Genomic DNA, 21,903 nt, shown 5'->3' with positions numbered 1-21,903 from the left:
TTTATACGAATTTCACTCACGGAAAAAGCGTTATTTTCCCTGTTCTTGAACAACTTCGTGGCTATGAGTAATTTCTACTGTTTTATCAAGCATTAATGCAACAGAACAATACTTTTCAGCGGAAAGCGAAACCGCTCGTTCTAAGTGTTTTTCAGAGACATCATTACCAGTTACAACAAAGTGTAAATTAATTTTTGTAAACACCCGCGGGGCTGTTTCTGCTCGCTCAGCAGTTAACTGCACATCAACGGATGAGAAGTCTTGTTTGGTTTTTTTTAAAATGCTAACAACATCAACCGACGAACAACCACCCACAGACATCAGTACCATTTCCATTGGACTCGGTGCAGCTCCATCACTGCCCGCATCAAATACCACATTATGGTTGCTGTTAGAGCGACCTATATACGTATTACCTTCAACCCATTTTACATTTGCTTGCATTGTTTTATCTCAATAATTTATATTCATAACACGCAGACACTCACGCGCATTTAAAATTAAATAGCGAATAAAGCGTGGTTTTTAAAGGGGGACTATTAATTAATTGCGTTATCAAATAAGTTTTTGACTAGCCCAGCAAACTCGTCAATAAAAGCATGCTGTTCGACTGTAACAGTGTGGGAAGTCACACTACTAAGTACTTCTTGTAAATCGTAAACAATACCATCAACTTCGCGTACAATTTGGCTACGTTGCTCAGTAGAAAGATCAGGATGCTGTTGGCAAATGAGTATCACATTTTCGGCAATGACATCTTCAATTAACTCAATAACGGTTGGTGCGCCGGGCTTTATTTCGCCTGGTTTCTCAAACATCGCTAAATTCTGAGTTAGGTACATTATTAAATCATCGTACCCTTGCCTGTTTAAAACCATCGTTTATTTACCTCGCAATTACTGATGCTTAATTTAAGCAGAAAGCACTGATAATTGCTAGCTTTGTGAGATTGCAATACAAAAAAAGCAGCCGAAGCTGCTTTTATACTAATTAAGTCGTACTTAATCTATTTTTAAGCCTGGGCTTAATGTTGCCGGCATGGTTACTTTTTCAAGTTCCACAGAAGCAACAGGGTATGCACAGTAATCGGCAGCGTAATAAGCGCTTGCTCTGTGATTACCTGAGGCACCAATACCACCAAACGGTGCAGCACTTGATGCACCTGTAATTGGGCGGTTCCAGTTAACAATACCCGCACGAATACGGCGTAAGAAATGATCGTAATCAGCTTGGTTATCACTTAGTAAACCTGCTGATAAACCAAAGCTAGTGTCGTTTGCTTTATCAATCGCTTGGTCAAAATCGTCAAAGCGGAATACTTTTAGAAGCGGACCAAAATGCTCTTCATCCGGGAAGTCATTAATATTTGTACACTCAATAATACCCGGTGTAACAAAACCAGTATTTGCTGTGTGTTCAAGCTCAACTAATACTTCTCCACCCATGGCTTTTAGCTCATCTTGTGCTTTAACCATACCAGCCGCTGCGGCCGCTGATATCATTGAGCCCATAAATGGTTGGTCAGCGTCGTCGTAGTTACCAACTTTAATTGCTTTAGTCGCTGTAATTAAACGCGCTAAAATTTCATCGCCTTTAGCACCTGTTGGTAAAAACAGTTTACGCGCACACGTACAACGTTGGCCGCTTGAGATAAACGCAGACTGCACAATATCATGCACTACAGCGAGAGTATCTTCTGCATCTTTAACGATTAGCGGATTATTACCACCCATTTCAAGCGCTAAAATCTTGCCTGGTTGACCTGCGAACTGTTCATGTAAAATATGACCCGTACGTGAAGACCCAGTAAAGAATAAACCATCAATGCCTTTGTGTGACGCCAATGCTTTACCTGTTTCTACTTCACCTTGTACTAAGTTAATAACCCCTGCTGGTAAACCGGCTTTTTCCCATAGTTTAAGGGTTAGCTCAGCCACCATAGGTGTAAGTTCAGAGGGTTTAAATACCACAGTATTACCAGCTAAAAGTGCAGGTACAATGTGGCCATTTGGTAAGTGCCCAGGGAAATTATAAGGACCAAATACAGCAACAACACCATGTGGCTTATGACGGATCATCGCACGACCTTGCGGCATGGCGTTTTCAACATCACCTGTACGATCTAAAAATGCTTTTTCAGCAATGGCAATTTTACCTACCATAGCGCCCGCTTCAGTACGTGTTTCCCAAAGTGGTTTACCTGTTTCTTGTGCAATAGCAACCGCTAGCTCTTCGCTGTGCTCTTTTAATGTTGCAGCAAAGGTTTTTACAATTTCTAAACGCTCACTAAAGCTTTTATCAGCCCAGCTATAAAATGCTTCACGTGCTGATGCTACAGCGCTGTCTACTTGCTCTGCGCTTGCAGCTGATGCCTGCCAAATAACGTCGTTATTTGCAGGGTTAACTGAATTAAATTCTGTGCCTTGGCCTTGTGACCATTGACCATTAATAAATTGTGCAGGATGAGTCATATACTTTCTCCTAAATTAAACTGGGGTAGCAGTAACAAAATCGCCCGATTTTAAATGTAATGCATCAGCAAGTTCTTGCGTAAGCACCAGGCTATTAGAACGCGAATCAAATGCCATTGGCGCTACGGTTGCTCTAAAGTCTTCAAGCTTATCATTGGCTAGTAATACCATGGTATCGCCTGTCATCTCGCCAATTTCAACACTAAAGTTTTGTGCATTACGAATGGTGGCAATGTTATCTACTTTTGCTTCAACGGTTGGACCCGCATCAAAAATGTCAACGTAACCATTAAAGGTAAAGCCTTCGCTTTTTAATAACTGAATAGCTGGGCGCGTATTATCGTGTACTTGACCAATGACCGCTTGCGCTTCTTTACTCAATAAATTGACGTAAATTGGGTATTTAGGCATTAACTCAGCAATAAACACTTTTTGCCCGATTCCCGTCAGATAATCTGCAGTTGGGAAATCCATTGAGAAAAAGTGTTCTTCAAGCCATTGCCAAAATGGGCTACTGCCGTTTTCGTCAGATACGCCACGCATTTCTGCGATAACGGTTTGTGCAAAGCGTTGCTGATGTTGTTTTATAAACATAAAGCGTGCTTTTGAAAGCAGCTTACCGTTACAGTTTTTACGATAACCGTCTTTTAAAAACAGTGTACACAGCTCTGTAGCCCCAGTGTAGTCGTTACAAAGGGTGAGAATATCTACCGCTTTATATACATCTAGCGTGCGCGAAGAGTGAATCACTTTACTCAAATGGTAATGATAAAATGCGTCATCTAAGCCAACTGCCGCTTCAATACCTGAAGTACCAACTACTTCGCCAGTTTCAGTGTCTTCAAGTACAAATAAGTACCCTTCATCACCGGGTTGTGACGTGGTTTTTGTAAATGAATTAACAGAATGTGCAATCTTCTTTTGTAATAACTCTTCGTTATTAGGTAAAGAAGTAAAGCCATGTCCCGACTCGTCGGCGATGGTTACTAAAGCTGCATAATCACTTTTTTGGATTGGGCGAAGGATCATCATGAATCCGCTTACTCCCTTATATATAACGGTAAATAGGAACTGCAAGGGCAAACAATGTTTGCCCTTAGAGAAGTTAAATTAGCGATTACGCATTTACAACGTGGGCTACTGCTTTTTCAAAGCGTGCCATACCTTCGCGAATATCAGCTTCTGGTATTACCAAAGATGGAGTAAAACGAACCACATCAGCACCTGCCACAAGTGACATTAAGCCATGCTCAGTACCCGCAACTAAAAACTCTTTAGCGCGTCCTTTGTACTGCTCATTTACTACGGCACCGATTAATAAACCTTGGCCACGAATTTCACTAAATACGTGGTACTTTTCGTTGATCGCATTAAGTAGCTCGGTAAATAACGCCGCTTTTGCTTTAACGCCCGCTAATACTTCTGGATTATTCACAGTATCAAATGCGGCTTCTGCAACAGCACAAGCTAGTGGGTTACCGCCGTAAGTAGAACCATGAGTACCTACTTTAAGGTGCTGTGCAATTTCAGTGGTTGTTAGCATGGCGCCAATTGGGAAACCACCACCGAGTGCTTTTGCTGAGGTTAAAATGTCAGGAACTACGTTTAAACCTTGGTATGCGTAAAGCTCACCTGTACGACCAACACCTGATTGCACTTCATCAAAAATAAGCAGTGCATTGTGCTTAGTACATAAATCACGAACGCCTTGTGCAAATTCGTCAGTTGGCGAGATAATACCGCCTTCACCTTGAATTGGCTCCATCATTACTGCACAGGTATTGTCACTGATCAGTGCTTCAAATGCGGCAAGATCATTGTAGTCACAATGAACAATATCACCAGGCTTAGGACCAAAACCGTCAGAGTAAGCCGCTTGACCGCCTACAGTAACCGTGAAGAAGGTACGACCGTGAAAACCTTTGTTAAAAGCAATAATTTGCGATTTTTCTGCGCCAAATTTATCAAGCGCAAAACGACGTACTAATTTAAGTGCCGCTTCGTTTGCTTCTGCGCCTGAGTTTGCAAAGTAAACTTTTTCTGCAAAGGTCGCATCAACCATTTTTTTAGCTAGACGCAATGCTGGCTCGTTGGTCATTACATTTGATAAATGCCAAATTTTTTCGCCTTGCTCTTTTAATGCACCTACTAATGCAGGATGGCAATGGCCAAGACAGTTAACGGCAATACCACCAGCAAAGTCGATAAACTCTCGTCCTTGTTGATCCCATACACGAGAGCCTTCGCCTCGAACTGGAATTACGCTTGAAGGTGCGTAGTTAGGAACCATTACGTGATCAAATAATTCGCGATTGACTGTCATTTTATTTCCTCTTAATTGTGTGCATCACAAAGCAGTAGAATAGGGGTGTGATTATTGTTAATAACCAAATAGGTGGGCAAAATTAATACGATTATATTTGCCTGAAACTACGTTGTGGTTCAATTTTCAGGCGCTCATTATTTCAGAAATTTGGGGTTATGTCTCTTCAAAAACTTTCATGTACCCCTTTAAAATAAAGGGCTTAAGATATTATTTCATAGATAGTGAATAACTATTTGGCAGCTAAAAATAACAAATGCTTACCTTAGTAAGCGCCTCTACAACGAAAAAGGCATGGCGCTTATAAACCAACAGCACATGAGGAAGTAGAATTAAAGTGAATGAATAGTCGCAAAAAAATTAACAGATTTAATCAATTTGCAGTGCCAAATTAGTAAAATTACCCGTTTGTAAGGTATCTAACTCTTTTTTAGTGAACTGATAATAGCTAAACCAGCTTTGTAATTCATCGTCTTCAATAAGCTGGTGCTCTTTTAAATTTAAGTATTGAGAGTAACAACGCGCTTTTAAAATTACTTGCGCTAATGGCAATAAACTATCGCCCTTTGCTACTCCATTCACTAACTGCTGCATAACACTGTCAAACGGCAAATATTTAAATGACATGCTCTCAATCACCTTAGCGCTAACAAGCAATGATTTTTCATTCAGCAGTGTCGTTAAAAATAGCGGGTCGGGCTTTAACTCCAATAACGCGGTATGTAGGTTTTTGTCACCTTCTTCACGAGCACGCTGTACTTTGCGTTGCCATACCTGATCAAACACTTTTAAATATAAACGTACTAAAGCAATTTGCCCCACATTCAGTAACATGCCCAGGGTAAATGCATGCATGGGGTTTACCCCATTAAGTTGAGCAAGCGTTTGCGCCGCAATGGCACAGGACATGGTGTTGTCTTTTAATCTGCGCTTTAATAGCGGAAATGGTGCTGTGCTGTGTGGCATCCAGTGACGCACACAAAAAGTAGGCACTACCAGTTGTAAGTTATCTAAACCGACGTAGCGTAATGCCAGTGCTGGGGTGTCTACTTTGACTGAGGTACTTTTACTGCGTTGCTTACGATAAAAAGGTAAATTAACTAAGGTAACCAACTCTCGTCCAAGCCAATTTAAGTCGTTAATTAACGGCTCTAAACGACCAACCGATGCCGCACGAGTTGCAAGAATATCAAGTATTGCGGGCACATTGTCATCTATGCCAATAGTGTCTTTGATAACAGAATCTATGTCTTCAAGGCGCTTGGCCATCACGGTCTCAATAACCGTATGTAATTTTTGACTGGTTTTTGCCTGCAACTTTTGATGTGAAGTGCTTTTTTGTTGACGCTTTTGCTGCGCAGCCACTTCAACTTCTAATAAGGTACGATTTTTAACCGGTTTACCATCATTGAGATCTAAGGTATGAATAAAGCCTATTTGCTGGTTGGCAAAACTATGACCCAGTAGCAAATCATGCGCTCGTTGATGTAGCACGTTAACAATACGCTGTTGCTGCAATGTGTCGGTCATAAGCTCTATCTTAGGGAAAAAGTAAATAGCTTGCAGGTATAAACCTAGAAGCGTGTTAAAAAGTTATCAAGTAAAGCTAAGCCTTGCTCTGTCAAAATTGCTTCAGGATGAAATTGCAAGCCTTCGAGTGCGAGCTCGTTATGTAATAATCCCATAATTTCATCACGCTGCCCAGTGTTGCTTTGCGTCCACGCTGTGACTTCTAGCGCTTTAGGCAATGAGTGTGCTTCAACAATTAAAGAATGGTAGCGGCACACTGTCAGCGGGTTAGGTAAACCTTTAAACATACCTTGATGCTGATGATATATTGGCGATGTTTTGCCATGCATCACCTGTTTAGCTCGCACTACTTTCCCGCCGAGTACCTGAGCAATCGTTTGATGCCCTAGGCAAATACCTAATATAGGATAAGTTCCTTTAAATTGCTCCACCACAGATAACGAAACCCCAGCCTCACTAGGGCTTTTAGGGCCTGGAGAAATAACAATGTGATCGGGGTTTAACTGTTTAATTTCGCTCAGTGTTATTTGGTCGTTACGTTTTACCAACACTTCTTGATCTAATCGTTGAAAATACTGTACCAAATTGTAGGTAAACGAATCGTAGTTATCGATCATTAAAAGCATGTAATAGAGTACTCAAAGTAATTAGGAATTGCAGGCATATTCTAACTGAAGGCTTTGCAGGTGTCAGTGTTTTGCAGCCCAGCAAATACAAATAGCCGACTTACAATCAGCAATGGTTGATTTATTTTAAATCAGCCCAAGCTCTATTGTATGAGTAATTGGGCAGTCACAGACTATCTATAAATAAAGTGACCTGCATTATTCAACAGAGTATTAAATACGTATAAGCAAGGAGTAACCTATGTTAGGCGAAGACCATTCATTAACTAAAGACTTTCCTGATTACACGCAAACTATTGCAAAACTCAATGCAAATGATGAAAACTTTGCAACCAAAGCAAAACAATATAAAGAAATCGATAAAGAAATTCGGGTACTTGAGCTACAAGACTCACCTATTGATGACGACGCTATGCAGCAGCTAAAGCATGACAGAATGGTATTGAAAGATTGGTTACATCAACAATTAACGGCTGCTAATTAATTGCTATTACTTGGCGTCTATTAAGTAATAGGCGCCAAAATTAAATTTTCATTTCCCCTTTCCTACCCTATGCTAATCATAACTTTAACCATCATGGTGCAAAAGCATTGCTATTTACTTAGCTTAAAGACAAGCTATCTTTATCTAAATTAAACAACGTTATTTTTTATGGCTAAATACTTACTCTCGATTGATCAAGGAACAACAAGCTCTCGGGCTATTTTATATACCCAAGATGCACAGGTGCTAGGGAGCGCTCAACAAACCTTTCCTCAGCATTTTGTAAAAAATGGTTGGGTTGAACACGATCCTGTAGATATTTGGCAAACTGTATTAACCAGCGTTAAAAACCTCTTAGCGCAGCAACGAGTGACTGCCGCCGATATAATTGCCATAGGCATTGCTAATCAGCGAGAGACCACTTTAGTGTGGAATAAAAAAACTGGGCAACCTATTTATAACGCGATTGTGTGGCAAGATCGACGCACCAGTGAATATTGCGATAGTTTACGTCATGCTGGGCATACACAAATGGTGAATGATAAAACCGGTTTGGTACTCGACCCTTACTTTTCTGCAACCAAAGTCCGTTGGATTTTAGATAATGTCACCGGCGCCAAAGAGCAAGCACACGCAGGCGAACTTGCCTTTGGCACTGTTGATAGTTACCTACTATGGCAACTCACTAACGGGAAAGCTCATAAAACCGATGCCACCAATGCCTCACGAACTTTACTGTTTAATATTCATCAGCAATGCTGGGATGAAGAGTTGCTGGCTTTATTTGATATTCCACTGACTATGTTACCTGAGGTAATGGACTCAGCGGCTGATTTTGGAATGACAAGCAGCGAGTTGTTCGGTGGTGAAATTCCTATTTGTGGTATTGCTGGCGATCAGCAAGCAGCCTTAATTGGTCAAGCCTGTTTTGAAGAAGGTATGGCAAAAAGTACCTACGGCACGGGCTGCTTTTTAATGCTTAACACTGGTGAAAAAGCGCTTAAGTCAAATAACCGTTTATTAACCACTCTTGCATATCGGCTCAACGGCAAGCCCACCTATGCGATTGAAGGCAGCATTTTTATGGCAGGTGCCACCATGCAGTGGATAGTAGAAGGCTTAAAGTTATTAGAAAACGCGGGAGAAAGTGAAGCGCTTGTCAAAGATGTTCCCTTAGATCATGGGGTGTTTTTAGTCCCCTCGTTTACCGGCTTAGGTGCTCCCTATTGGGATGCAAATGCAAGAGGTGCTATTTTAGGCCTAACCCGAGACTCAGGCATTAGCACCATTGTGGCAGCCGCCTTACAGTCGGTGGGTTATCAAACCAAAGATTTACAAAAAGCTATGGAGGGTGACGGGCTTCGCCCTAGTATTTTAAGAGTTGATGGTGGCATGGCAAACAATAATTGGGCCATGGCATTTTTAGCTAACATTTTAGGTGCCAGTGTTGAGCGCCCAACCTTAACTGAAACCACTTCATTGGGGGTTGCCTACTTAGCAGGCCTACAAACTGGGGTTTATAAATCAACGGCGCAGCTTGCCAGCATGTGGAAAAGCGATCGTCGCTTTGAACCCACCATGAGCAGTGAAGAGCGCAACGATTTATATGCAAAGTGGCTACATTGCATTGCACAAGTTAGACTTTCTAATAGCACTGACGACAAGAGTGACTAAGAATCTATGAGCGTACACGATAACGAATATGACTTACTCATTATTGGCGGCGGCATTAACGGCGCTGGCATTGCTGCCGATGCCAGTGGTCGTGGCTTAAAAGTACTCTTATGTGAGCAGAACGATTTAGCCTCTGCCACCTCCTCTAATAGCAGCAAACTTATTCATGGCGGGCTTCGCTATTTAGAGAATTATCAATTTAGATTGGTAAGAGAGGCCTTGCGTGAGCGTGAAGTACTGTTAAAAAAAGCACCGCATATTATGTGGCCACTGTCTTTTCGACTGCCGCATCAAACACATTTACGATCGCCATGGATGATTCGTGTGGGGTTATTTATTTACGACCACCTAACCAAGCGTAATACTTTACCTGCTTCAAAGGCGATTGAATTTAACAGCGATAGCGTTCTTAACAGTAGCATTACCCAAGGCTTTGAATATGCAGACGGCTGGGTTGATGACGCACGTTTAGTGATTTTAAACGCACAAGCAGCGCATAATTTGGGTGCCACCATTGCAACACGCACGCGCTGTATTAAAGCCATCCGTAACGCAGACTATTGGGATGTGATTTTAGAGCAACAAGCCAGCAAACAACACCTAAACATTAAGGCTAAAAGTGTTGTAAATGCTGCAGGCCCTTGGGTAGCATCATTATTTGAAGATGTATTTACCCAGCCCACACCACATACTGTTCGTCTTGTGAAAGGCAGTCATATTGTGGTGCCTCGAATTCATAGCCAGCCAGTTGCCTATATTTTACAAAATGAAGATAACCGTATTGTATTTGTGATTCCTTATGAGCAAGATTACTCACTGATTGGCACCACGGATGAAGAGTACATCGGCGATATTACTGATGTAAAAATTAGTGAGCAAGAAATCGAGTACCTGATCAGTATTACTAATCATTACTTTAAAAAGCCAATAAGCGAAGCAGATATTGTGCACACGTTCAGTGGCGTGCGCCCGCTGTTAGATGACAAATCAACAGATGCCCAAGCGGTCACCCGCGATTACAAACTGATATTAAATAATGAGGCTGATCATGCTCCATTATTAAGTGTGTTTGGTGGCAAAATTACCACTTATAGAAAGCTTGCAGAAAATGCCGTCAATAAGTTAGCGCCTTTTTACCCAAAGATGAGTGGCTCGTGGACGAAAAACCCCCCTTTACCAGGCGGCGACTTTAGTAACCAAGCATACCTTATCGCTCAGTTAGAAAGCAGCTATCCTTGGCTGCCAACCGACACCTTAAAAAGAATGGCTCGCAGCTATGGCACGCTTAGTTATCAATTATTGGGTAAAAGCCAAGCAATCGGCGATTTAGGTTATCACTTTGGCCATGGCTTATATGCACAAGAAGTTGATTACTTAGTAAACCATGAATGGGCAAAAAGCAGCGCAGATATACTTTGGCGAAGAACAAAGCTTGGGCTGCGCTTTACTGAAAAACAAGTCATTGCCTTGGGGCAATATTTGACTAGGGCCTGTTGATCTTGCGGATTAAAATTTATTCAAACTAGGGGCTATTTAATCGCGGCGCGAGGTTTGTGACCTAGTGGGCTAAGTAAAAACCGAGCAACAAAGAGTCAATAGACCCTAGGCAGAACCCTTTGGGCAGCGCCTATTTGGCATTGATGCTACGTTATCGCCTATTTATGGGGAATAACCACACTACATAAGCTCTGCCTTGCCTAAATACCAAAAAGACTGCTGTAAATTTAACCTTGAAAGGTCAACAGGCCCTTACACCCTGCTTGCCACAGCTAAGCTGCGATTAACTCGTTGCAACAAGGTGCTGTGTTAATGCAGCTTTTTCATCAGCCGAAAGCATTTGCTTTGTTTTGCTGGCAAAGTCATAACGTACCATGACCGTTTTACCAATAGCGCAACACTTATCTTGCTGCCAGGCTTCTTGGCGGATCACAAATGAGCTATTACCAATCTGCTCTATGCTGGTGTTAATTGTCACCTCATGAGCATAAAATAGCTCGCCGACAAACGACACTTCAACCTTAGCAATAATTAACTTCCAGTTGTGAGGATTAAGATCAGGGGTAAAAAATTTAAAAATAGGTACTCGGGCGGCTTCAAACCAAACAGGGAGTACGGTATTGTTGATGTGTCCGAGTGCATCCGTTTCGCTAAAGCGCGGCATCACTTTTTCAGTAAACATAATAATCCATAATAATTAAACAGGTAACTCATGACGGACTTTATCCGCGTGTATGACAACGCGCTCAGCAGTGACTTTTGTGATAACTTTATCACCACCTTTTCTCAAAGCCCGCATATTAAACAAGGGATGACATCGGGCGGCGTTGATCTTAATAAAAAAGATAGCCACGACCTGCACTTAAACAATCATCCTGAATACGCAGAACAATTAAAACACATTCAACAAACCACTGCACAGTATGTTTTTAAATACATCGAAGAACATATTTTTATGATGATTGGGGCATTTGGTTTAAAAGTGTATCACCCAAAAACAGGCCAGCCGGTAGATTTAACTCATGCCAATTATGACGAAGTAGGTAAACCACAACTGCCTTTACTGGTGCAGCAAATTTTTAGGCTCGGTAATATTCAAGCACAAAAATATGAGATCAATAAAGGGGGCTATCCGTATTGGCATAGTGAGGTGTATCCGCAGTTACAGCATAACGAAGCGTTGCATCGGGTGTTGTTATTTATGTTTTATTTAAATGATGTTGAGGAAGGCGGAGAAACCGAGTTTTATTATCAAAATAAAAAAATAGCCCCTAAAAAAGGCTCCATGGTGGTTGCCCCAGGGTATTTCACGCATACACATAGAGGCAATAAGCCAGTATCAAACGATAAGTATATTTTAACCTCATGGGTTTTGTTTAATCGAGCAGAGCAAATTTATGGAACGCCGCAAAGCTAGGTAATCAGCCAATAAAAAAGCCATAAGTAATTTTTACTTATGGCTTTAAAAGTGTTGAATAAATAAGGGTTTAACCTAGCAGCTCATCAAACAAGTTAAATAGCGTGTCCATTTCTTCTAGGGTGTTGTAATGCATGCAACCAATGCGTACTACGCCGCCCTTATCAAGCACACCAAGTTGTTTGCATAAACCTTGGGCGTAAAAATTACCATCCCATACACATACATGTTGTTTGCCCAAAAATTCAGACACTTGGCGAGGCTCTAACCCTTCAAAGGTTAGTGCAAACGTAGGGGTACGCTCACTTAAGCGTGCTAAGTCATCAATACCAAACAATTTAATACGTGGGTAATTAACCAGGCGTGTTAAAAAGTATTCACTAAGCGCCATCTCGTGTTGCTTCGTTTTTTCAAACGCAACACGCAGTTTTTCTCGGCGTGAGTGACTGTCATTAAGCTCGCTAATGGCCGCAATGTAATCAACCGCCGCAATAAAGCCTGCTAGTGCTTCAAAACTTTGTGTGCCGGTTTCCCAGCGGCCTGGAGCAACATCTTTTGCTGGTTCTACTTTATAAGGTGTAAACCCTTCTAAATGCGAAGCTTTACCGTAAACCATACCTAAGTGCGGACCAAAAAACTTATATGCAGAACACGCTAAAAAGTCACAATCTAACGCTTGCACATCAATTAGTTCATGAGGGGCATAATGCACAGCATCAACATACACCAATGCACCGACATTGTGAGCAAGCTCTATAATACGTTTAATATCGTTAATAGAGCCTGTGGTATTTGAGGCATAAGTAACGGCAACTAATTTAGTATTACTGTTTAATAGGCTTTCAAAATGCGCCATATCTAAACTGCAATCGGCTTCGTTAATAAGCGCTGTGTTAACCACTGCGCCTTTATCCTCAGCGGCTTGCTGCCAAGACGATACATTTGAAAAATGATCTGCATTGGTCACAATAATTTCATCGCCAGCTTGCCAGTCGCGTGAAATCGCGCGACTAAAGCTAAATGTTAGGCTGGTCATGTTCGGACCAAACACAATATTTTGTGCACTCGGCGCATTTAACAAATCAGCCGCCGCTTGACGCGCATTAGCCATCAGCTCAACCGTTTTGTCACTTGAGAAAAACGCACCGCCCAAGTTTGAATTGTAATGCCCTAAATAAGCGGTCATGGCACTCAGTACCGGCTGGGGTACTTGTGAGCCACCTGGCCCATCTAAAAATACCGGTGACTTGCCATCAACCGTTTGCATTAAAGCGGGAAATTGCGCGCGCAATTGCATTAAATTCATTTTATTTCTCTTAAGCAGTTAGTACAAAACAATCCAGGTAACCTGGTTTGTTAGCATCAATTTTGTTCATTGGCGTGGCGTTATGCCATACCTGACGGTCATTAATTAGTGCAAACATGCCGTCTTTTATTTCCATTTTAAAACACGGTTCTGCTTGTTGGTTTTCATAAACCAATAGCTCACCACCTTCTAAATTTTCATGAGAAACACCACATACGCATACATGGTCAAACCCATCTTGATGCACACCTTCTGGGGCAGCTGGCGTATCGCTATCAATGGCAAGCATTCTAAATTGGTGAATTTCGATATCACGATCTGCATCAATACCGGTAATCGCACAAAATTCGCTAACAATACTTTTCATACCCTCAGACTCAAGCAAGCTTTGCTCTAAATTTTCGTAAGTACGTTCAACATTACCTTGAAAGGTATTAATTGAATCGTCTTGCACAAACGCTTTAGTCGCTTGAAGATTAAGCTCACCATTTTGTAGTTTAACCACTGAATAACGGCGTTTACGAAACGCACCATCTGCATATGGGTTTGCAGGTAAGTTATCAAAAGAAGGCTTAACCAAATCAATGTTGGCTTGGTTAACAAAACGAAGTTGCAGTAAATTCTGGTTGTTTAATGCGGTCATAAAATCCTGCTTATAATAATGATAATATTGGCAGGGATTTTAATGCATATAGAGAGGATTTTTTGCTTTATTAACAATAATAATAACGGCATTTAGCGCAAGTTAATACAATCATCGAATAAATTTAGCATTATCTATCTAATATTTAATTTAGCTAATAAAAAACCCGCCGAAGCGGGTTTTTAAACAAACTCTATAAATTATACAGCTTGTTGAATAATTACGTTGTCTGCTTTTTTAGTGTACTGAGGCATACGGTGGAAGTTCAAGTAACGGTAGGTATCTGCTGCCGTTGCATTGATTTTCGCTGCATATTCTTGGTACTCAGCAGGTGTAGGTAATTTACCTAAAATTGCCGCTACTGCTGCCAGCTCTGCTGAAGCTAAGAATACGTTTGCGCCTGTGCCTAAACGGTTAGGGAAGTTACGTGTGGAAGTAGACACAACCGTTGCTTTATCTGCAACACGTGCTTGGTTGCCCATACACAATGAACACCCTGGCGTTTCAATACGTGCTCCAACACGACCAAAGATACCGTAGTAACCCTCGTCTGTAAGTTGGTCTTTGTCCATTTTCGTTGGTGGTGCAACCCAAAGCTGTGTTGGGATACGACCTGTAAAACCATCGAGTAATTTACCCGCTGCACGGAAGTGACCAATGTTAGTCATACAAGAACCGATAAATACTTCATCGATTTTCTCGCCTGTAACGTCAGATAGTAAACGCGCATCATCTGGATCATTTGGCGCACACAGTACTGGCTCTTTAATCTCGGCTAAGTCGATTTCAAGCACATGCTTGTACTCTGCATCTTTGTCCGCTTCCATTAGTTCTGGATTAGCTAGCCATTCTTGCATTGCAGTAATGCGGCGTTCAATCGTACGTACATCACCGTAACCTTCAGAAATCATCCACTTAAGCATAACAATGTTAGACTCAAGGTATTCGCTGATCGACTCTTTAGAAAGCTTAACAGTACAACCTGCGGCTGAACGCTCTGCTGATGCATCTGATAGTTCAAATGCTTGCTCAACGGTTAAGTGCTCAACCCCTTCAATTTCTAGAATACGGCCAGAGAATTCGTTGATTTTGCCTTTCTTCTCAACCGTTAATAGGCCTTCTTTAATACCGTAGTAAGGGATAGCATGAACAAGATCACGTAACGTGATACCTGGTTGCATTTCACCTTTAAAGCGAACCAAAATCGATTCAGGCATATCAAGTGGCATAACACCCGTTGCTGCTGCAAATGCGACCGCACCCGAACCCGCAGGAAATGAAATACCTAATGGGAAACGCGTATGCGAATCACCACCCGTACCTACGGTGTCTGGCAATAACATACGGTTCAACCATGAGTGAATTACACCATCACCTGGACGAAGCGATACACCGCCACGGTTCATAATAAAATCAGGAAGTGTATGATGCGTGTTTACGTCAATTGGTTTAGGGTAAGCCGATGTATGACAAAAAGACTGCATAGTTAAATCTGCAGAGAAACCTAAACAGGCTAAATCTTTAAGCTCATCACGTGTCATAGGACCGGTGGTATCTTGCGAGCCAACCGTGGTCATTTTAGGTTCACAATATTGGCCTGGACGAATACCGGCAACGTTACATGCTTTACCCACCATTTTTTGCGCAAGTGTAAAGCCTTTATCTGATACTTCAGTTACCGCGGGTACTTTAAATACGTCAGTTGGACCTAAACCTAGAGACGTACGTGCTTTGTCTGTAAGGCCGCGACCAATGATCAGTGGAATACGACCACCAGCACGAACCTCATCAAGAATGACCTCTGATTTAAGTGCAAACGTAGAGATCACGTCATCAGTACCGTGGCGCTTAACAACACCTTCATAAGGGTAAATATCTATTTGATCACCCATGTTGAATTCATCAACATTTAATTCGATTGGTAATGCACCCGAGTCTTCCATTGTATTGAAAAAGATAGGCGCAATCTTGTTACCTAAACAGACACCACCTACGCGCTTATTTGGGACAAATGGGATATCAGCACCCATAAACCAAAGCACGGAGTTAGTAGCAGATTTACGTGAAGACCCGGTACCAACAACATCACCTACGTAAGCAAGTGGTAACCCTTTAGTTTTTAATTCTTCAAGCTGAGTGACAGGACCTACTTCACCGTTTTTATCAGGGTTAATACCATCACGTTCTGTTTTAAGCATCGCTAGTGCGTGAAGTGGGATATCAGGGCGTGACCATGCATCTGGAGCGGGTGATAAGTCATCAGTGTTTGTCTCACCAGTGACTTTAAATACAGTAACCGAGATTTTTTCAGCAACAGCTGGCTTATTAGTAAACCATTCTGCGGCAGCCCAAGACTCAATAATTTGTTTGGCGTATGTATTACCTGCTTTTGCTTTTTCTTCTACATCGTAAAACGCATCAAACATTAATAAAGTGTTTGCGAGGCCCTTAACTACGATTGGCGCTAACGCTTCGTCATCAAGTAGGTCAACCATTGGCGCGATATTGTATCCACCAAGCATAGTACCTAGCAATTCAGCTGCTTTTTCTTTAGAGAGAAGTGGAGAGACTGCTTCACCTTTTGCAACTGCCGCTAAAAACCCAGCTTTAATATAGGCTGCATCATCAACACCCGGTGGTACACGGTTGATTAGTAGTTCTAGGACGAATTCTTCTTCGCCTGCCGGTGGAGTTTTAATTAGCTCAATAAGATCAGCCGTTTGCTGAGCATCTAATGGCGCTGGTACGATACCTAACGCGGCACGTTCTTCTACGTGTTTACGATATTCTTGTAGCACAGTATTGCCCTCTTGGTGACGTGAAAGTATTCGGTAGTGTTTACAAAATACACTATAACCCAATACTTATAGTATTCTAACGCTCAATTATAAAGCTTTTATGTATAGATTAAAATCCATCCACCTGGGCAACTAGTTATATCCATTATTAATAATATGAATAGTAGGTTAAGTAAAATCAACTTTCATGAATACCTATTACTGGCATAAAAAAACCCAGCCTAAGCTGGGTTTTTACTCAATTATAAAACTATTAACGTAGTACTTTTACACGTTTAATAGATTTTACTTTTGCTTCAACGCGACGGTTTTCAGCGTGAGCTTCTGCCGTATTTGCTGGATTTTTAAGACGCTCTTCACCTAAACCAGCTGTTGTAATGCGATCTTCTGCAATACCATCAGCAATTAGCTTTTTAGCTACTGCATCAGCACGTTTTTTAGATAACCACTTGTTGTAAGATGCTTTACCTACTTCTGAAGTGTGACCTTCAAGTAATACTGTTGTATCAGGGTGATCGTTCAAGAAAGAAGCCACTGCATCAATATCATTTAAGTATTGATTAGATACAGATGAATCATTGTTAGGGAATGTCACTAACAAGCTTACTGTTACTTCAGTATCTTCATAAAGTGTACAGCCATCGCTATCAACCGCATCTGTCATCGGTGTGTTAGCACATTTATCATCAATATCTGGAATACTGTCTTTGTCAGTGTCTACAGGTGTTACTGGTACTGGAACAATTTCTGGCTCAGGTGCTGGCTCAACCACTGCTACTGGCGCTGATTTTTGGCCAAAGAAGTAGTTAATACCTAATTTTGCGCCAACATCTGTGTAGCCTTTGTCTAAACCTTGGTAAACGCTGGTTTCAGCATTTACAAAGAAGTTGTCTGTAACAAAGTGTCGGTAACCTACACCTGCGTTTACAAACGTGTTGTCATCAACAACATCAATATCTTTCAGACCGAATAAACCGTAAAAAGGACCGCCACCAAAGTGGTAAAGCGCATCGATACCGTAACGTTCGCCGTCAATATCGTTGCGATTGTTAAGTACTTTATCATGAGCATTGAAGTCTAGATCTGCGTACTCTAAACGCGCGCTCCAGTAATCATTAAAGCGGTAACCTAATTCAGCACCCCAACCTGTTGACTCATTCACGTCAAGGCCAGCTTGCTCACGCATGTTTTTCCATGAAGCATCGTAGTAGTCGCCAAATGCGCCGATGTAAAAACCTTCTTGCTCGGCAGCAAAAGTAGATGCGCTAGTTGCAGCTAACGCAATGGCAATTGTAAGTGATTTTAATTTCATTGTTTTCTTCCCATTTTAACAACTAAAAAATGTAGCTAAACATTGCTAGCTCTTCTAACTTATCTATACAATAGCTTAGCCTTTGTTAATCAATACTTAACGTAGAATATATTTTTAATATCTCAGGATAATTAAACTAGCCTATAAAAGTGTTGATCAACTAATACTAGTCCAAATAGCAAACAATCGCTTTAAACCCCATACGATCACTGGCCTTTGTGGGTATTATGGTATCACCCGTTCATAGTTTGCTCTATGAATGAACATCGCCAGGGTAAAAAATGACCTTTTATGTTCATTCCTAAACACACAAAACCATGCTTAAGTACCACAAAAAGTACGGTAATTCTTATCATCTTTCGGAGCTTCTTTAAATTCACTGGCTTGCCCATGGCTCGCATAAGGGGTTGCTAACACATCAAAAAATCGTGTAAGCATCTCACTTTCACCCTGGGTTATGTACTGAGAAATAATCTCTTCAATAATATGATTACGTGGAATAACACTTGGGTTGGCTTGTCGCATCACTTGATAGCTATGCTCATCTGTGTGTGCCTGCCACTGCTTTACCCACTCACCAAGTGCTGGCGGTATTTTACTCTGACCATTTAACGATTCAGTGAGTGCATCAAAGGTATTGGTGTAATCTAGCTGGTGCTCTTTAAGTAATCCAAGTAACTCCCCCACCAGCTCATTGTGTTGCTCATAAGATGATGCTTTTAGTCCTAACTTTTGTACCCACATGGTGCTAAATTGTTGATTAAATTGGGTCGAAAAGTCTGCAATGATAGGTGTCAGCATTGCTACAGCTTGCTCATCATCGTCACTTATTAGTGCCATTAAACTCTCTGCTAAGCGAGCGCAGTTCCAACTCGCCATGTTTGGCTGATTACCAAATGCGTAACGTCCTTGCTTATCAATAGAGCTAAACACGGTATCAAAATCAAACTGGTTCATCATGGCACATGGGCCGTAATCTATGGTTTCACCACTAATTAAGGTGTTGTCGGTATTCATGACACCATGAATAAATCCCACCCTCATCCAGCTTATGACTAAGTTAACCTGACGACTAATCACCGCCGCTAAAAAATCCAAGTAACGCTGGGCGCCAGTGCTGTTAATTTCAGGGTAATGTCTTTGAATGGCTAAGTCGGCTAAGTTTTTTAAACTGGTAACATCGCCTTGGGTGGCTAAATATTGAAACGAACCCACTCGAATATGACTACTCGCGAGTCGCGTTACAATAGCGCCAGGTTGAGGCGGGTTACGATAAACGGTTTCGCCACTACCAACCACGGCTAAACAACGCGTGGTTGGAATACCAAGCGCGTACATTGCTTCGCTCATTACGTACTCGCGAATGGCGGGACCTAATGCACAGCGCCCATCGCCACCACGCGAAAATGGCGTAGCGCCAGCGCCTTTTAACTGCACATCCCAAAGCTGGTTTTTATCATCACTAATCGCGCCAAGTAAATGCGCTCGCCCGTCTCCTAAGCGCGGAGAAAAGTGACCAAACTGATGCCCCGAATACCCAAGTGCAACTGCAGAAACAGCTTGGGGCTCATTACCGCTGAATACACTTGCCCGAGAATCGGCATTCACTTGTATATTAAATTGTTCGGCTAAGGGCTCATTCCATAACAATAATTGTGGCGCTGCCACCTTGGCTGGATGATCGCTAATTGCAAACCCCTCACCAATGTCGGTATACCTTGGCACTAATTTCATGTTTAATCCTGTTGTTGTTGGCTTATACCTATACGGTTGTCGCCGACACCATAAGCGACAATTAAGCTTAGCTCTTGCATACTTAAGCCGCTTTGCTGGTGTAGCTCATTGAAGAATGCCTGCGCTGCAATCAGTGACTTTTTAGTTTGTAAGCCACCGTCTATAATTTTATGGGCACGCAAATAGCTCTCTACATCCCTTGAAAGTAAAAAAGTATCTTTTCCTAAGGCACGCAACGCATAAGGACCGGTATTACCACCAAGCCTCGCACCATGCTTTTTTAAATAGGCCCACAAGCCAATAATATCCTCACTTGGCCAGTTAGCAATAAACTGACTAAAGCTGCCGTGTTGCGCTGCAACCTCGTGGATCATATACGCATTTTCAGTAATGGTTTTTACTTTTTTATAATTGCGTACAATCCGCTCATCACTGGCTTTTTGCTCTAACATGTCTGGTGACATCATCAATAGTTTTTCAACACTGAAATCCCAAAAAACCTCTCTAAATCCGGCCCATTTACTGTTGATCACCGACCAATAAAAACCACTTTGAAAAACCTTCCGCGTAAATTCTTCTAGCCAATCATCATCACTTAATGTGACAAGTTGCTTTGTTGATAAAGGTTTTGCGAGTAATAATTTAAGCATTTTTTCAGAGCCCTTTCGCTCTACTGCACGCTTATAAATATCGCTAAATTTTTCCATCTGCTTAATACCTTACTCCTGCTATGAGGCTAGTGTACGAGAAAAGCAGCCAATACGTAATAACTGTCAATTGGGATGAATCTATCTGTATTTAGTCACTTGACACCTAGACGGCTAAAGTGGTTTAATCGCCACACTTACCCTATTACATTGTATTTGCTGATTGATTTTTCAATAGCAAGTGCAAAGGGCTGGAAGAGGTGCGTTATTCAGGTAGCGTATGTTAGGAGCGCAAACTCCATTGAGCATACGTGAGGGGAATTAACGCCGAGAGGTAATACTTTTTTGTGAAAGGTTACTTCGGGCGACTAGGTTGAATCCTAGCGACTGTCACCAATAACATATTTGGTGGAGAGCTTCTGGTCTTAGTATAATAAGGCCGTGCGCTTTATTATTTAAGCCCATTCGCTCTTCGAATTATAAATACATTCAAAGAGTCCGGCACCCTAAATACCCGCCAATAACTCGACGAATGCCCTATAAGTTCGTGAGAGATGATCAACAACTTCAATATTAACAATTTCCATTTATGGACTGCACTGATCACCCCATTTGATCAAAATGGCCTAGTTGATTACGCAACCTTAAATACCTTGGTGGCCGAGCAAGAAGCCGCTAACAATGGCATTTTATTACTTGGTAGCACTGGCGAAGGGTTAGCCCTTACCCTAAAAGAGCAGCAAGCCATCGTAGAGCATGTCTGCCAATTACAGCCGAGCGTCCCGCTTATGGTTGCAGTCGGTGGTAGTAACTTAAAGCAGCAGCTTGAATGGGTTAACTACTGCAACCAACTGCCTATTCATGGTTTTTTACTTGGATCACCTTTGTACGCCAAACCAGGCGCACTGGGGCAAACGCATTGGTTTGAAAGCCTGCTCAATGCCAGTTCTCACCCTTGTATGCTTTATAATGTGCCAGGACGTAGCGCGGTTAGCATTCCTATTGCAACCATTGAAAACCTCAAACAACATAAAAATTTATGGGCACTTAAAGAGGCCAGTGGCTGTATTTCTCAATTTGAAGCCTATCGACAAGCAGCGCCTGAATTAGCCATTTTTAGTGGTGACGATGCCCTCATGCCTTATTTTGCCCAAGCAGGTGCAAAAGGTTTAGTGTCGGTTGCAGCCAATGCATGGCCAGTGCAAACTAATGAGTTTGTAAAGCGCAGTTTAAGCGGCCAACACCCTAATCTTTTTGCCCAGTGGTCTAGCGCTATCAATAGCTTATTTTCAGTAGCAAACCCTATCCCAGTCAAAGTGTTAATGCATTTACAAGGGCGTATTAGCAGTCCGCACTTACGTCCACCTTTAACACACCTTGAGCAGACACACACAGATGACATTTCATCGGCAAACAACACCATTTTATCTTGGCATTAAAT

19 protein-coding genes and 1 riboswitch are annotated in these 21,903 nt (G+C 41.8%); of the genes, 5 read left to right on the top strand and 14 right to left on the bottom strand.

Going from position 1 to position 21,903, the window contains the following annotated elements:
• Positions 1-30 precede the first annotated feature (30 nt).
• From P20439_RS17650 to P20439_RS17620, 7 genes are all read right to left on the bottom strand, one after another.
• Entirely contained in the window at positions 31-444 is a 414-nt protein-coding gene (locus P20439_RS17650) for an OsmC family protein (RefSeq protein ID WP_008468808.1), read from the bottom strand.
• 95 nt (positions 445-539) lie between these two features.
• Positions 540-878 (bottom strand): DUF3802 family protein, encoded by a 339-nt coding sequence (locus P20439_RS17645; protein WP_008108438.1) that lies wholly within the window; start codon positions 876-878, stop codon positions 540-542.
• Positions 879-1,001: 123 nt separating this feature from the next.
• Entirely contained in the window at positions 1,002-2,471 is a 1,470-nt protein-coding gene (gene astD / locus P20439_RS17640) for a succinylglutamate-semialdehyde dehydrogenase (RefSeq protein ID WP_008108437.1), read from the bottom strand.
• A gap of 15 nt (positions 2,472-2,486) precedes the next feature.
• On the bottom strand, positions 2,487-3,503 hold the full coding sequence (astA, locus tag P20439_RS17635; protein ID WP_008108436.1) for an arginine N-succinyltransferase: 1,017 nt from the start codon (positions 3,501-3,503) through the stop codon (positions 2,487-2,489).
• 85 nt (positions 3,504-3,588) lie between these two features.
• Positions 3,589-4,794, bottom strand: coding sequence for an aspartate aminotransferase family protein (locus P20439_RS17630; RefSeq protein WP_008468806.1), 1,206 nt, complete (start codon positions 4,792-4,794; stop codon positions 3,589-3,591).
• A gap of 369 nt (positions 4,795-5,163) precedes the next feature.
• A complete protein-coding gene (locus P20439_RS17625; RefSeq protein WP_008468804.1) occupies positions 5,164-6,324 on the bottom strand; it encodes an HDOD domain-containing protein in 1,161 nt (386 codons plus the stop codon).
• Between the two features lie 44 nt (positions 6,325-6,368).
• Complete coding sequence (locus P20439_RS17620; protein WP_036934636.1) at positions 6,369-6,950, bottom strand: aminodeoxychorismate/anthranilate synthase component II; 582 nt, start codon at positions 6,948-6,950, stop codon at positions 6,369-6,371.
• Positions 6,951-7,191: 241 nt separating this feature from the next.
• Here P20439_RS17620 and P20439_RS17615 point away from each other — a divergent pair, with 241 nt between their 5' ends.
• The 3 genes from P20439_RS17615 to glpD all read left to right on the top strand — a co-directional run bounded on the left by P20439_RS17615 (position 7,192) and on the right by glpD (position 10,605).
• Positions 7,192-7,434: a YdcH family protein gene (locus P20439_RS17615; RefSeq protein WP_008468800.1), complete on the top strand. Its 243-nt coding sequence runs from the start codon at positions 7,192-7,194 to the stop codon at positions 7,432-7,434.
• A 168-nt stretch (positions 7,435-7,602) separates the two neighbouring features.
• Positions 7,603-9,108: a glycerol kinase GlpK gene (gene glpK / locus P20439_RS17610; protein WP_008468798.1), complete on the top strand. Its 1,506-nt coding sequence runs from the start codon at positions 7,603-7,605 to the stop codon at positions 9,106-9,108.
• 6 nt (positions 9,109-9,114) lie between these two features.
• Positions 9,115-10,605 (top strand): glycerol-3-phosphate dehydrogenase, encoded by a 1,491-nt coding sequence (gene glpD, locus P20439_RS17605; protein WP_008468797.1) that lies wholly within the window; start codon positions 9,115-9,117, stop codon positions 10,603-10,605.
• Positions 10,606-10,888: 283 nt separating this feature from the next.
• Here the strand turns inward: glpD and P20439_RS17600 are convergent, their stop codons facing one another.
• Positions 10,889-11,287: a thioesterase family protein gene (locus P20439_RS17600; protein ID WP_008108428.1), complete on the bottom strand. Its 399-nt coding sequence runs from the start codon at positions 11,285-11,287 to the stop codon at positions 10,889-10,891.
• A 30-nt stretch (positions 11,288-11,317) separates the two neighbouring features.
• Between P20439_RS17600 and P20439_RS17595 the strand changes: the two genes are divergently transcribed.
• Positions 11,318-12,022 carry a 2OG-Fe(II) oxygenase gene (locus P20439_RS17595; RefSeq protein ID WP_008108426.1) on the top strand — a complete coding sequence of 235 codons (705 nt, stop codon included), beginning with the start codon at positions 11,318-11,320 and terminating at the stop codon, positions 12,020-12,022.
• A 70-nt stretch (positions 12,023-12,092) separates the two neighbouring features.
• On the opposite strand, the gene P20439_RS17590 is transcribed toward P20439_RS17595, so the two are convergent.
• From P20439_RS17590 to P20439_RS17565, 6 genes are all read right to left on the bottom strand, one after another.
• Complete coding sequence (locus tag P20439_RS17590) at positions 12,093-13,328, bottom strand: cysteine desulfurase-like protein (RefSeq protein ID WP_008468795.1); 1,236 nt, start codon at positions 13,326-13,328, stop codon at positions 12,093-12,095.
• A gap of 10 nt (positions 13,329-13,338) precedes the next feature.
• Positions 13,339-13,971, bottom strand: coding sequence for a 2OG-Fe dioxygenase family protein (locus P20439_RS17585; RefSeq protein WP_008468793.1), 633 nt, complete (start codon positions 13,969-13,971; stop codon positions 13,339-13,341).
• A 200-nt stretch (positions 13,972-14,171) separates the two neighbouring features.
• Entirely contained in the window at positions 14,172-16,769 is a 2,598-nt protein-coding gene (acnB, locus tag P20439_RS17580; protein ID WP_008468791.1) for a bifunctional aconitate hydratase 2/2-methylisocitrate dehydratase, read from the bottom strand.
• Positions 16,770-17,022: 253 nt separating this feature from the next.
• Complete coding sequence (locus P20439_RS17575) at positions 17,023-18,081, bottom strand: OmpA family protein (protein ID WP_008468790.1); 1,059 nt, start codon at positions 18,079-18,081, stop codon at positions 17,023-17,025.
• A gap of 321 nt (positions 18,082-18,402) precedes the next feature.
• A complete protein-coding gene (locus P20439_RS17570) occupies positions 18,403-19,815 on the bottom strand; it encodes a YdiU family protein (protein ID WP_008468788.1) in 1,413 nt (470 codons plus the stop codon).
• A gap of 2 nt (positions 19,816-19,817) precedes the next feature.
• Positions 19,818-20,522, bottom strand: coding sequence for a DNA-3-methyladenine glycosylase I (locus P20439_RS17565; RefSeq protein ID WP_008468786.1), 705 nt, complete (start codon positions 20,520-20,522; stop codon positions 19,818-19,820).
• A 187-nt stretch (positions 20,523-20,709) separates the two neighbouring features.
• A riboswitch (Lysine riboswitch) is annotated at positions 20,710-20,889 on the top strand.
• Positions 20,890-21,016: 127 nt separating this feature from the next.
• On the opposite strand from P20439_RS17565, the gene dapA reads away from it, so the two are divergent.
• Positions 21,017-21,901, top strand: a complete 885-nt coding sequence (gene dapA / locus P20439_RS17560; RefSeq protein WP_008468784.1) for a 4-hydroxy-tetrahydrodipicolinate synthase — start codon at positions 21,017-21,019, stop codon at positions 21,899-21,901.
• The last annotated feature ends 2 nt before the right edge of the window (positions 21,902-21,903 follow it).

The sequence above is a fragment of the Pseudoalteromonas sp. BSi20439 genome, from assembly GCF_000241165.1.
GTDB lineage: Bacteria > Pseudomonadota > Gammaproteobacteria > Enterobacterales > Alteromonadaceae > Pseudoalteromonas.
This window is presented reverse-complemented; position numbering and strand designations above follow the sequence as displayed.

Excerpts from the sequence above, each read along its gene's own strand:
- astA (WP_008108436.1), bottom strand. The coding sequence starts at position 3,503 with ATGATGATCCTTCGCCCAATCCAAAAAAGTGATTATGCAGCTTTAGTA.
- P20439_RS17595 (WP_008108426.1), top strand. The coding sequence starts at position 11,318 with ATGACGGACTTTATCCGCGTGTATGACAACGCGCTCAGCAGTGACTTT.
- P20439_RS17630 (WP_008468806.1), bottom strand. The coding sequence starts at position 4,794 with ATGACAGTCAATCGCGAATTATTTGATCACGTAATGGTTCCTAACTAC.
- P20439_RS17650 (WP_008468808.1), bottom strand. The coding sequence starts at position 444 with ATGCAAGCAAATGTAAAATGGGTTGAAGGTAATACGTATATAGGTCGC.
- P20439_RS17625 (WP_008468804.1), bottom strand. The coding sequence starts at position 6,324 with ATGACCGACACATTGCAGCAACAGCGTATTGTTAACGTGCTACATCAA.
- P20439_RS17585 (WP_008468793.1), bottom strand. The coding sequence starts at position 13,971 with ATGACCGCATTAAACAACCAGAATTTACTGCAACTTCGTTTTGTTAAC.
- dapA (WP_008468784.1), top strand. The coding sequence starts at position 21,017 with ATGATCAACAACTTCAATATTAACAATTTCCATTTATGGACTGCACTG.
- P20439_RS17590 (WP_008468795.1), bottom strand. The coding sequence starts at position 13,328 with ATGAATTTAATGCAATTGCGCGCGCAATTTCCCGCTTTAATGCAAACG.
- astD (WP_008108437.1), bottom strand. The coding sequence starts at position 2,471 with ATGACTCATCCTGCACAATTTATTAATGGTCAATGGTCACAAGGCCAA.
- P20439_RS17620 (WP_036934636.1), bottom strand. The coding sequence starts at position 6,950 with ATGCTTTTAATGATCGATAACTACGATTCGTTTACCTACAATTTGGTA.
- P20439_RS17600 (WP_008108428.1), bottom strand. The coding sequence starts at position 11,287 with ATGTTTACTGAAAAAGTGATGCCGCGCTTTAGCGAAACGGATGCACTC.
- glpD (WP_008468797.1), top strand. The coding sequence starts at position 9,115 with ATGAGCGTACACGATAACGAATATGACTTACTCATTATTGGCGGCGGC.
- P20439_RS17645 (WP_008108438.1), bottom strand. The coding sequence starts at position 878 with ATGGTTTTAAACAGGCAAGGGTACGATGATTTAATAATGTACCTAACT.
- glpK (WP_008468798.1), top strand. The coding sequence starts at position 7,603 with ATGGCTAAATACTTACTCTCGATTGATCAAGGAACAACAAGCTCTCGG.
- P20439_RS17565 (WP_008468786.1), bottom strand. The coding sequence starts at position 20,522 with ATGGAAAAATTTAGCGATATTTATAAGCGTGCAGTAGAGCGAAAGGGC.
- P20439_RS17615 (WP_008468800.1), top strand. The coding sequence starts at position 7,192 with ATGTTAGGCGAAGACCATTCATTAACTAAAGACTTTCCTGATTACACG.
- P20439_RS17575 (WP_008468790.1), bottom strand. The coding sequence starts at position 18,081 with ATGAAATTAAAATCACTTACAATTGCCATTGCGTTAGCTGCAACTAGC.
- P20439_RS17570 (WP_008468788.1), bottom strand. The coding sequence starts at position 19,815 with ATGAAATTAGTGCCAAGGTATACCGACATTGGTGAGGGGTTTGCAATT.